10 protein-coding genes, 1 tRNA gene and 1 riboswitch are annotated in these 11,212 nt (G+C 64.2%); of the genes, 10 read left to right on the plus strand and 1 reads right to left on the minus strand.

The window, feature by feature from the left end; all coding sequences use genetic code 11:
* Positions 1-5: 5 nt before the first annotated feature.
* A tRNA-Gly gene (locus PWJ82_RS03940) sits at positions 6-79 on the minus strand.
* A 251-nt stretch (positions 80-330) separates the two neighbouring features.
* Here PWJ82_RS03940 and dcd point away from each other — a divergent pair.
* The 10 genes from dcd to PWJ82_RS03990 all read left to right on the plus strand — a co-directional run.
* Positions 331-930: a dCTP deaminase gene (gene dcd / locus PWJ82_RS03945; protein ID WP_126135814.1), complete on the plus strand. Its 600-nt coding sequence runs from the start codon at positions 331-333 to the stop codon at positions 928-930.
* 265 nt (positions 931-1,195) lie between these two features.
* Positions 1,196-4,291: a Na+/H+ antiporter subunit A gene (locus PWJ82_RS03950; RefSeq protein ID WP_274734280.1), complete on the plus strand. Its 3,096-nt coding sequence runs from the start codon at positions 1,196-1,198 to the stop codon at positions 4,289-4,291.
* A complete protein-coding gene (locus PWJ82_RS03955; protein WP_126135813.1) occupies positions 4,288-4,899 on the plus strand; it encodes a Na(+)/H(+) antiporter subunit C in 612 nt (203 codons plus the stop codon). The genes PWJ82_RS03950 and PWJ82_RS03955 overlap by 4 nt, the downstream gene beginning before the upstream one ends.
* A complete protein-coding gene (locus tag PWJ82_RS03960; protein WP_274734283.1) occupies positions 4,896-6,650 on the plus strand; it encodes a Na+/H+ antiporter subunit D in 1,755 nt (584 codons plus the stop codon). Before PWJ82_RS03955 ends, PWJ82_RS03960 begins: the two co-directional genes overlap by 4 nt.
* Positions 6,647-7,282 carry a Na+/H+ antiporter subunit E gene (locus PWJ82_RS03965; RefSeq protein WP_126135811.1) on the plus strand — a complete coding sequence of 212 codons (636 nt, stop codon included), beginning with the start codon at positions 6,647-6,649 and terminating at the stop codon, positions 7,280-7,282. The genes PWJ82_RS03960 and PWJ82_RS03965 overlap by 4 nt, the downstream gene beginning before the upstream one ends.
* Entirely contained in the window at positions 7,279-7,719 is a 441-nt protein-coding gene (locus tag PWJ82_RS03970) for a monovalent cation/H+ antiporter complex subunit F (RefSeq protein ID WP_274734286.1), read from the plus strand. The genes PWJ82_RS03965 and PWJ82_RS03970 overlap by 4 nt, the downstream gene beginning before the upstream one ends.
* A complete protein-coding gene (mnhG, locus tag PWJ82_RS03975) occupies positions 7,716-8,120 on the plus strand; it encodes a monovalent cation/H(+) antiporter subunit G (RefSeq protein WP_274734288.1) in 405 nt (134 codons plus the stop codon). The genes PWJ82_RS03970 and mnhG overlap by 4 nt, the downstream gene beginning before the upstream one ends.
* Positions 8,121-8,179: 59 nt before the next feature.
* Positions 8,180-8,449 carry a DUF4235 domain-containing protein gene (locus tag PWJ82_RS03980; protein ID WP_274734290.1) on the plus strand — a complete coding sequence of 90 codons (270 nt, stop codon included), beginning with the start codon at positions 8,180-8,182 and terminating at the stop codon, positions 8,447-8,449.
* 52 nt (positions 8,450-8,501) lie between these two features.
* A riboswitch (TPP riboswitch) is annotated at positions 8,502-8,612 on the plus strand.
* 39 nt (positions 8,613-8,651) lie between these two features.
* Positions 8,652-9,698, plus strand: a complete 1,047-nt coding sequence (locus PWJ82_RS03985) for a thiamine ABC transporter substrate-binding protein (protein ID WP_274734292.1) — start codon at positions 8,652-8,654, stop codon at positions 9,696-9,698.
* On the plus strand, positions 9,695-11,212 hold a 1,518-nt coding region (locus PWJ82_RS03990; RefSeq protein ID WP_274735447.1), incomplete at its 3' end, for an ABC transporter permease. The genes PWJ82_RS03985 and PWJ82_RS03990, both read left to right, overlap by 4 nt.

Raw genomic sequence — 11,212 nt, forward strand, 5'->3', positions numbered from 1 at the left:
CTAAGTGGAGCGGGCGACGGGAATCGAACCCGCCTCTGCAGCTTGGGAAGCTGCCATTCTACCGATGAACTACGCCCGCGAAAGCGGTGAAACTTCACGCGAGCGGCCGAACCGTGAACGCGAAAGAATCACTAGGTGATTATCCTAGCGTGCCATCCCCGCCAGCGCAAAGCGCGCCCGCGGCTTAGTGCTTGCGGCGCCTGCAAACCAGTGCGTCCGGCACGCACGGTCCAGCACTCGCGGCGTGGAAGCGCGCCCGAATTGCTCAAATTGCTCCATATACCGCCGCGCGGGTAGCGCCCACCCGCGCGGGCGTGTCAGAATCTAGGCGTGTTACTTTCCGATGTTGATATTTTGCGTTCCGTGAGCGAGGGCCGCATCGCCCTGCACCCCTGGGATCCGGCAATGGTGCAGCCCTCCTCCATCGATATTCACCTCGACCGCTTCTTCCGACTTTTCGATAACCACAAATACCCGGTCATCGACCCGGCCGCGGACCAATCCGACCTCACCCGCCTGGTAGAAGTCCCGGCCGACGGCGAATTCGTGCTCCACCCGGGAGAATTCGTGCTCGGCTCCACTTTTGAGCAGGTCACCTTGGGGAACGACGTCGCAGCCCGCCTGGAAGGAAAATCCTCCCTCGGGCGCCTGGGACTCCTCACCCATTCCACCGCCGGATTCATCGACCCGGGCTTCTCGGGGCATGTAACCCTTGAGCTTTCCAATACGGCAACGATGCCGATCAAGCTCTACCCGGGCATGAAAGTAGGCCAGTTCTGCTTCTTCCAGCTCTCCTCGGCGGCCACCAACCCCTACGGAGCCGGAGCGAGTGGCTCACGCTACCAGGGCCAGCGCGGCCCCACGGCCTCGCGCTCCCATCTCAATTTCCACCGTATTGATGTAACCCACTACCCGGAAGCCGGTAACTAAACTCCGGCCTTAGCAAGCCTCGCGCTCCCAAGGCAAGCACCGGCCGCGCGGTCTCATCGAGAGCGGAAACGCGGGACACTCCCGCATATTTTCGCTACTGTAGTGATGTTCCATGCGTTAACAATGAGCTCCACCGCCTAAAAATCCGGTGCCCGCACCTACCGGGTGCATCGTGCCCGGTTCACCGCGGAGGAGCTTAGCGGCGCATGCTCAGCACGCAGCACCCGCAGCGTGCATCGCAAAGCTCGAAGGGACGGAGGCTGCCGTGGCATATGTGCTCCTGCTATTTGTGGTGGGGGCGCTGTGTGCACCGCTCGTTATGCAGCGCGGCCGATTCGGCTTCGCGATCATTGCCCTGATCCCGGCCGGCACTTTCCTGTGGCTCCTCACTCTCATTCCCCGCATCCTCCGCGGTGATATCTACCAGCATTCGCTCACCTGGGTGCCCCAGCTGGGCATGGATCTCGATATCCGCATGGATGCCCTTGGCCTCCTCCTCGCCCTCATCGCCACCGGGGTGGGCGCGGCCGTGCTTTTCTATTCGGCGCGGTATTTCAAACGCGATGCCTCCTACCTGGGCCGTTTCGGCGCGATTTTCGTGGCTTTTGCTGGCGCGATGCTCGGCCTGGTCACCACGGACAACACCATCGCCCTCTACATTTACTGGGAACTCACCACCGTCTTTTCTTTCCTCCTCATCGGCCACTATTCCGACCGTCAGTCCTCGCGGCGCGCGGCGTTCCAGGCCATCATTGTGACAACGGCGGGCGGGCTGGCCATGCTGGGCGGGATCACCATGCTGGGCGTCATGCCCGGGGGATCCTTCTCGCTGCACGAACTCGTGGTGGCTTCCCACGAAGCAACACTTTCGCCGGGGAATTCCGCGCTGCTAACAAGCGCCGTCGTACTTGTGCTTATCGGGGCTTTTTCCAAATCAGCCCTGGTGCCCTTCCATTTCTGGCTGCCGGCCGCGATGGCCGCGCCTACGCCGGTCTCCGCTTACCTGCACGCCGCGGCGATGGTCAAAGCCGGGGTGTACCTGGTGGCGCGCCTGGCCCCGGGTTTCGCGCATAATCCCGCCTGGCACTGGATGGTGATTATCCTCGCCTCCTACACGGTGCTGCTGGGTGGCTACCGGGCCCTCAAACAAACCGATATCAAGCTGGTCACCGCCTTCGGCACGGTCTCCCAGCTCGGGCTCATTATTCTCTTCGTCGGCTACGGGGATTCGGCAATGCTGCTGGCCGGGCTCATGCTGCTGCTGGCCCACTCCCTCTTCAAATCCGCGCTTTTCCTTTCCGTGGGCATCGTGGACGTGTGTACCGGCACCCGTGACCTGCGTGAACTATCGAACGTGGGCCGCAATATGCCCGCGGTCGCCACCTTCGCCGGGATGGCGGATGCCTCGATGATGGGTTTCCCGCCCTTCGCCGCTTTCGTGGCGAAAGAAGGCGCCCTCGGTGCGCTATGGGGCGGCAGCGCCACCGATATTGCGGTGCTGGTACTCATTGCGGTGGGTTCAGCGCTCACGGTTGCCTACGGCCTGCGTTTCTGGTGGGGCGCTTTCATGCGCAAACCGCGCGTGGAAGATACCGAGGTGCGCGACGTTTCCGCGGTGATGATCTGGCCGGTGGGAATTTTGGCGACGGCGGGCCTGGTGGCCGGGCTCGCAACCGCGCCCATCAGCACCTTCCTGGAGCAGTACCTGGCCCAATACCCCGTACTGGCCCCCTACCAGGGCCACCTGCACCTCTGGTCCGGCTTCAACGGCCCCTTCCTGGTGACCCTCGCCATCCTCACGGCCGGATGTTTCCTCTTCTGGCAGCGCCACCGCATCTCCGCCTTCACCCAGCGCCACGCCATCCGGCTCAGCGCCGAGGAAGCCTACCAGCGCATTGTTTCGGGCACCGAGCGTTTCTCCATGACCGTCACCGCCCGCACCCAATCCGGTTCGCTTCCCACCTACCTCCTCACCATTTTCTGGTTCTTGCTCATGACCGTGGGAATCGCCCTGCTCACCAACCCGGTGGGCACCCTGGTGGTGCCGCGACTCTTCGATAGCTGGGCGCAGGCTGCGGTGGCTATTGTCGGATGCCTTGGGGTGTTGCTCGCCGCGGCCTCCCGCCACCGCCTCAAAGCGGTGATCCTCATGGGAATTGGTGGCTACGCCGTCGCCCTCACCTACGAGATGTACGGGGCACCGGACCTCGCGCTCACCCAGGTACTCTCCGAAACTCTCACCCTCGTGGTCTTCGTGCTGGTGCTGCGGCGCCTGCCTTCCTACTTCTCCTCCCGGCGCACCAAAGGAACCCAGCGTTTCCGCATTGTTTTCGCGGCAATCATGGGGGTGCTTTTCGCGGGGCTGGCGTACCTGGCGGCCGGGGTGCGCACCCACGCGCCTATTTCAGAACTTTTCGCGGATGAAGGTTTCCGTTTCGGGTACGGGCGCAATATCGTCAATGTGACCCTCGTGGATATCCGGGCCTGGGACACCCTGGGGGAGACCTCCGTGCTGGTGGTGTGCGCCGTCGGCATTGCCTCCCTCCTCTTCGTGCGCGACCGCCTCGGTGGCACGGATCGGTTGCGCAATATCCTGGGCGCGAAAAGCGAACGGGCGCAACGCTTGCACCGCCTCGGTGACGACCCGGTGGCATATGTGCGCAACTCGCTGCGCGCCGAAGAAGAAGCGAAACGTTCGGGGCGTAACCGCGCCTGGCTCGCTTCCGCGAACCGCCCCGGGGTGGCCTCCCGCCCGATTATGTTGCAAATCGGCACTCGCCTGGTTTTCCATACCATCCTCATTATTTCGCTCTTCTTCCTTTTCGCCGGGCACAATATGCCGGGCGGAGGTTTCGCCGGCGGGCTGCTGGCCGGCATCGCGCTGACATTGCGCTACCTGGCCGGCGGCCGTTTCGAACTGGGCGCCACCCTCCCCATCCTTCCCGCACACCTACTGGGAACCGGGCTGGGCTTGGCTACCCTCTCCTCGCTCGCCCCCATCATGTTGGGCGGTAACCCGCTACAAACCGCGAAAATCGACATGGTGCTTCCGATCTTTGGGGACGTTCATTTTACGACGGCGCTCATTTTTGACACCGGCGTCTATATCGCGGTTGTTGGCCTGGTGGCCGAAATTCTGCGCTCCCTCGGCGGGGAAATTGACCGGCACGGAGAGATCGAAGAAGGCGTCTGGGATGCTGATATTCGCATCGAACCTTCCCATGACGCCCGCCAGAACCTGCGTGAAGAAATGGAATCCCAGGCGGAGCTCAGCGAACGCGCTTCCCCGAAACAAGAAGCCGAGCGCCTGGCTCTGGCTGCCGAACAACGCGATGCGGCAACGGAAGGAGAGCAAGAATGAGCGTATCTCTCGCCCTCATCCTCATGTGCGGGGTTTTCGTTGCCGTAGGGGTCTATCTTATTTTGGAGCGCTCCCTGTCCCGGGTGATTCTCGGGCTGGGCTGCCTCTCCAACGGCGTCAATATTCTTTTCCTTATCGCGGGTGGCCGCACCGGCAATCCGCCCTTTATCGGTAACGGTTCGCCGGATCTGTGGGCGGACCCGCTGGTCATGGCCATGATGCTCACCGCGATCGTTATTACCCTGGCCACCACCGGTTTCCTGCTGGCCATGGCCTATCGCACCTGGCAGCTGCGCGATGATGACGAAGTACGCGACGACGTCGAGGATCGCGCCGTCGCCGTTCGCCAACAACTGGAAGAAAGCAGCCAGCGATCCGAAGTGGGAACAGACTTGCAGGAAACCTCCGCGGAATTCCGCGACGAAACCGATACCCCGGCCCCGCGCTTCGGGCGTTTGGGCCGCTGGAACCGCAAGCATCCGCAGCGCCGCCGGCACCGCTACGTCGCTAACCCGAATGCCACCCACGGCGTGGACGGCTCGCTCGCGAACGGCGGAAAACCGCGGAATAGTGGACGCGGCGGAAACGCGGGAGGTACGCGGCGATGATTTCCTGGCTACTTCCCGTTCCCATTGTGCTGCCCCTGCTGGCCGCCGGGGTGCTCCTGGCGGTTCCGCGCCGGCGCCGCGTGCAAGCCTGGACTGCGGTAGGGATGCTTTCCATCGTCCTCGTGGTCGCGGTGATTCTGCTCTTCGTTTCCGCGCGCGGCCCCATCACCCTGGACGTGGGGAACTGGGCGGCACCCGTGGGTATTTCCCTGGTGGCCGACAGGCTCTCCACCATCATGCTCACCACCTCGGTCACGGTGACCCTCATCGTGCTGGTGTACTCGGTATTTCAGGGCGTGGCCGACGGGGAACGCGGCGCCCCCACCTCGGTGTACTACCCGGCTTTCATGATTCTTTCCGCCGGGGTATCCGATGCTTTCCTCACCGGCGATCTTTTCAATATGTACGTGGGCTTTGAGATTCTCCTGGCCGCGTCTTTCGTGCTCCTCACCATGGGTGGCACGGCCGAACGCATGCGCTCCGGCTCGGTCTACGTGATCGTCTCGATGGTTTCCTCCCTCATCTTCCTCACCGCGCTCGGCCTCACCTATGCCGCGGTAGGTAGCGTCAATCTGGCCGACCTCGCCGTGAAACTCCCGCAGGTAGATCCGGGAATGCGCATGGTCCTCCAGATCCTGTTCCTCGTGGCCTTCGGCCTCAAAGCCGCGATCTTCCCGCTGGCCGCCTGGCTACCGGACTCTTATCCCACCGCCTCCGGCCCGGTCACGGCCGTTTTTGCGGGCCTGCTCACCAAAGTGGGCGTCTACGCGATTATCCGCACCCAGGTGCTGCTCTTCCCGGGCGGGCGCCTGGACGATATCCTCGCCGGCTTCGCGGTGGCCACCATGCTCATCGGTATCCTCGGCGCGATCGCGCAGGAAAACATTAAGCGCCTGCTCTCCTTCACCCTGGTGAGCCATATCGGCTACCTTATCTGGGGCATCGCTATCTCCACCGAAGCGGGACTCTCCTCCACAATTTTCTACGCCGTGCATCATATCGTGGTGCAGACCGCGCTGTTTTTGGTGGTGGGCCTGATTGGCTGGGTGGCAGGAACGACGTCGCTCGTGCGGCTCGGCTCCATTATGCGCGCGGCACCCATGGTTGCGGTGTTGTATTTCCTCCCCGCGCTTTCCCTGGGCGGTATTCCGCCGCTCTCCGGTTTCCTCGGCAAAGTGGGCTTGCTGGAAGCGAGCGCTGCGCGCGGCACCCCGATTGACTGGGTGCTGATAGCGGCCGGCCTGGTTACCTCACTCCTTACTCTCTACGCCGTGATCCGTGCCTGGAATATGGCTTTCTGGCAGGAAGCCCCGGCGGAGCTGCCCTCCACCACCTACCCGAGCGGCATGGTGATCTCCGCCTCCGGACTCATCGCGGTGATGCTCGGTATTACTTTTGCGGCCGCGCCGCTGCGTTCTTTTACCGACGGCGCAGCTGCCGAGCTGGAAGCCCGCACCCCCTATATCAGCGCGGTGCTTCCCGATTGGGATCGCGGTACCGGGATCTCCCCGGAAGTGGATGAAGAAACCGTGGTACCCCACGAAGATTCCACCCCGGATACCGGCACCTTCACCCACACTCCCGCACCGCAGGAAAGCCCGCGCCTGCTGCGCTCCCCGAGCCCCACGCCCGCGGCGTCGCTGCCGGCTGGTGCGCCGGTGCCGGGCGGTGCGCCGTCGTTCAACACACCTACGCCCACGCCCGCGGCGGTTCCCACGCCCGTTCCCACAGTCTCCGGAGGTGAGCAATGAGTCGCGATAGCGAAGCAATCCGCCTGGTCACCCGGCGCGAAGGTCGTTTCCCGAGCGCCTCCCTGGGGGTGCTGATGTGGCTGACCATCGTGTGGGTGCTGCTCTGGGGGCAGGTCAGCGCCGCCAATATCGTGGCCGGTTTTTCCCTCGCGCTCCTCGTCACCGAACTGGCGCCGTTCCCTACCGCCTCCTTCGACGGGCGTTTCCGAATCTGGGGAGTGATCCGCCTCGTCGCGATTTTCGTACGCGACCTCGTGCATGCCTCCTGGCAGCAAGCCTGGTTTATCCTGCGGCGCGCTACTCCGCGCGGCGCGGTGATCCGCGTGCGGCTGCGCTCCCACTCGGATGCCTACCTGGCGATTACCGCCGGGATGTCCACGCTGGTGCCCGGCTCGCTCGTTATCGATACCGATGCTGCTTCGGGCACCTTGTACGTGCATGTATTCGATGTGGGCATGGCCGGGGGAGTGAGCGCCGCGCACCAATCGGTGCTCGATTTGGAGGAACGGGTGCTGCGTGCTTTTGCCTCGCGCAGTGAGCTGGTGCAGGCCGGCTTCGTGCCAGGTTCCAGTCCCAAGGCCGGGCGCCTGCCCGTTCCCTTCGCTCCCGATAGCTCCGGAGGTGAACGGTGATTATCGTGATGGTTATCTGCGGGGTGCTTCTGGCTATCTCCGCGCTGCTGGTGACGGTTCGTATTGTCAAAGGCCCCACGGTCCTCGACCGGGTGGGAGCGCTCGATGTGATCACCTCGATTATGGTGGGGGCGCTCTGCCTCCTCGCGGCAGTGACTCGACGAGCCGATTTGCTCGCGGTTTTCGTCGTCGTCGCCATTGTCGGTTTTCTCGGATCCGTGGCCGTGGCGCGTTTTATTCGGCCCGTGGACCAAAACGACCCGAAAGAAATGCGGCGCCTCGCGAAGGCGAACGAACGCGAAACAACCGACGAAGAAGAAGACGAAAGCCCCGCTCACGATCCGGATCGCGAGCCGCCCACCGCTCGCACCCAATCGGATACCGCGAACCTTCCGCGGGCGGATGCCGCGGGCACCCAGGAAGGAGCCCGGCCGTGAACCCTTGGGATATTATCGGTGCCGTGCTTATGCTGGCCAGCGCCACCCTCACCTTCGTGGCCGCCATCGGGATGTTCCGCTACCCGGACCTCATGACGCGCCTGCACGTGGCCACAAAACCGCAGGTCCTCTCCCTCATTATGGGCTGCCTGGGCGCGGCCTGCCTGGTGCGTGACCCGTCGATGACGTGGACGCTGCTCCTCGTTATCGGCTGCCAGCTCATTACCTCGCCCATTTCTGCGCATATGCTTTCGCGGGCCGGCTACCGCACCGGGCGTATCGATTCGGATGCCATGGTCGTGGACGAATTGCGCGAGGACCTGCGCTTCGGGCGTGGGCTGAGTCATAATAGTTCTGGACAGGAAAAGAATTCTGCGCGGGGGAGCACCTCCACGCATTAAATATCGGAGGCGGCGCCGGGTTTCCAGGCGGGGCGGCGCCGCGCGAAGAAAGGGACGCTGTGGATATCGGTTGGAAAGTTGTGAGTGCGGGCGTTGGGGTGCTCTCGGGGATCGTCGCCAATAAAATCGTGGACGTGGTGTGGAAGGGCATTTCCGGGCGGGAGATCCCCGATTCGGAGGATCCGAATGCGCCGCTCGTAGACGCGGTTATTTTTGCGGTTGTCTCGGCGGGGGTGGCCGCGGCCGTTTCCCAGCTCACCCAGCGCCAGGCCGCCAAATGGTACGGCAAGGGCGAAGTGATCGATTCGCAGGTGCGCGCTCGGGCCTAAGAGTTGCCCCGGGCCGCGAGCGTGAAAATACGGGACCTCCGTACTAGACTGGACTGCACGACAGGGGAGCGCAGCAGCGCTGAGAGTGCGGCCGGCACGCGGTACGCAGACCCTCGAACCTGCTCCGGTTAGTACCGGCGAAGGGAGTCGAGATCTCTCCTCCGCGCTCGCGGAGACCCTCCTTATATCCTGAGGAGGATGCATGGTCCAGAAAAATAGGCAGGGCGCCCGCGCACTTGCGGCCGCCGCGATGGTTGCGGCACTGGCCCTGGCCGGATGCTCGAAGAACGACGACGCCGCCTCGCCGGCAGCGAGCGATCACCCCACCACAGTGCGGGTGGTCAGTCACGAATCCTTCAACCTACCCGATGAGCTCATTGCCCGCTTCGAGAAAGAATCCGGGTACACCATCGTCAAATCGGCACCCGGGGATACCGGCCAGGTTGTTAACCAATTGGTGCTGGCGGATGGTAAACCCGGCGCGGATATGGTGTTCGGGGTGGATACCTACACCGCCTACCAGGCGTTGGATGGCAATACCATTGCCGATTATTCCTCCCCGAAGCTTCCCGCGGGGGTGACCGCTCTGGAAGGGAAACTCAACCCCATTGATCAGGGTGAGGTCTGTGTTAATTACGACCGTGAGTGGTTCACTCAGAAAAATATGGTTCCGCCCCTGAGTTTTGCCGACCTTTCCCGCCCCGAATACGCGGCGCTGCTCGCGGTGGAAAATCCGGCGCTTTCCTCGCCCGGGCTGGCGTTCCTGGCTGCAACCGCGCACGTTGCCGGGGGAACGGACGGTCTCTCCCAGCTATGGACTCAGCTTTTAGGGGCCGGTACTCGGATTTCCGGCTCGTGGACGGATGCCTACTACACTGATTTCTCCGGCTCGGAAGGAAAGGGGAACTATCCGCTGGTGGTTTCTTATTCCTCCTCCCCGGCCGCTGAAAACGGGCGCACCGGCGTGATCGAATCGACGTGCGTGCGCCAGGTGGAATACGCCGGGGTGCTGCGCGGGGCAGACAACCCGGAAGGCGCCCAGGCCTTTATTGATTTCCTGCTCTCCGAGGATGTCCAGAAAGCCATTCCGGAGGCGATGTACGTCTACCCGGTGGCTGATGTGGAGCTGCCCGCGAGCTGGCAGCAGTACGCCCCGCGGGTCAAGGATCCTATCGAGTTGGATGCCAAAGAAGTGGGTGCGCAGCGCACCGAGTGGATCCGCGCCTGGCGTGACACCGCAGGAATGTGAGTAGGTCATATCGCATCCCGCGCCCGCGCGGAGCCTCCCCGGTGGTTGCCCTCGCGCTCGCGGTTCCGCTTCTTTTCCTCGCGGTCTTCTTCCTGTGGCCGGTGGTGGCGATGCTCGCGCGCGGGCTCGTCACCCCGGCCGGGGTGGATACCGCGGGTTTCGCCACCGAACTCACTCGCCCGCGCACCTGGAAAGTTGCCGGCCAAACCCTGTGGATGGCGGCGGCTAGCACCGTGTGCTCGGTCGTGCTGGGGCTTCCCCTCGCCTATGTGCTCTACCGGCTGCGCCTGCCCGGGGTGCGGGTGGTGCGGGCTTTCGTGGTGGTGCCCTTCGTGCTCCCCACCGTGGTGGTGGGCACCGCGTTCCGGGCCTTGCTGCGCGCGGATGGCCCCTACGGTTTCCTCGGCTGGGATTCCAGCCCGTGGGCGGTGGTCGCGGCCATGGTTTTCTTCAATACCGCGGTTATCTCCCGGACGGTGGGGCCGCTGTGGGCGGCACTGCCCCCGCACGCCGACGCGGCTCGCACCCTCGGCGCTTCACCGTGGCGCGCTTTTCGTACCGTTACTCTCCTGGAATTGGCACCGGCGATAACCTCCGGCGCGGCTATTGTCTTTTTATTTTGTTCGACGTCGTTCGGAATCGTCCAAACATTAGGTGCCCCCGGCTACGGCACTCTCGAAACTGAAATCTGGGTGCAGACCACCACTTTCCTTGATTTACGGGCTGCCGCGGTGCTCTCACTCTTGCAAGTACTCATCGTCGGGCTCGCCACGGTGGTGGCGGCCCGGGCCACCCGCCGTACTTCGGCGGCGCTGCGGCTGCGCCCTGCCGCCCGCCGCAAGGTGAGCCGAAGCGATATTCCAGCACTGCTTATGAGCGGCGCCACCGTTGTTTTCCTGATTGGAGCTCCGCTCCTCACCCTGGTGCTGCGCTCCTTCCAACGCTCGGGCACGTGGACGCTGGAGAATTACCGTAACCTCATCGGTTCGTCCGGGTTCGCGGGGGTGTCCGCTTCCGACGCGCTCCGCAACTCTGTGGTGACGGGTCTAAGCGCCGCGGTTCTCGCCCTGCTCCTCGGTGCGCTCTTGGCTTTCGCGCTGGCCTCCCCGTGGGCCCCACCGCGACCGGTGAGCGCGGCCGCCGAAGGGCTGGCGCTGCTGCCTCTCGGGGTGTCTGCGGTGACGGTCGGTTTCGGACTCTTTCTCACCATCCGCATGCTCGTGCCGTCCGCGCAGTTCCTCGTGCCGATAGCGCAGGCCGTGGTTGCTCTTCCCCTCGTGGCCCGGGTGATTCTCCCGGTGGTGCGGGCCATCGACCCGGGGGGGGGGGGGGGCGCCGGGCCCCGGGGGGGCGGGCCGGGGGGGGGGGGGTGTTGGTTTGTCATGCCGCGGGGTGGCCGCGCGCGCGGGGTGGGGGGGGGGGGGGGGGGGGGGGGTTGGCTTTATTTGGGGGGGGGGGCGGGGGGGGCGCGCCGCCGCCCCCCCCCTTCCCAGAACCGCCCTTCCCAGAACCGC

The organism is Actinotignum schaalii, assembly GCF_028864145.1.
Classification (GTDB): domain Bacteria; phylum Actinomycetota; class Actinomycetes; order Actinomycetales; family Actinomycetaceae; genus Actinotignum; species Actinotignum schaalii_B.

Bases quoted from the DNA above. Each gene is read 5' to 3' on its own strand.
- PWJ82_RS03955 (WP_126135813.1), top strand. From the start codon at position 4,288: ATGAGCGTATCTCTCGCCCTCATCCTCATGTGCGGGGTTTTCGTTGCC.
- PWJ82_RS03965 (WP_126135811.1), top strand. From the start codon at position 6,647: ATGAGTCGCGATAGCGAAGCAATCCGCCTGGTCACCCGGCGCGAAGGT.
- PWJ82_RS03985 (WP_274734292.1), top strand. From the start codon at position 8,652: ATGGTCCAGAAAAATAGGCAGGGCGCCCGCGCACTTGCGGCCGCCGCG.
- PWJ82_RS03960 (WP_274734283.1), top strand. From the start codon at position 4,896: ATGATTTCCTGGCTACTTCCCGTTCCCATTGTGCTGCCCCTGCTGGCC.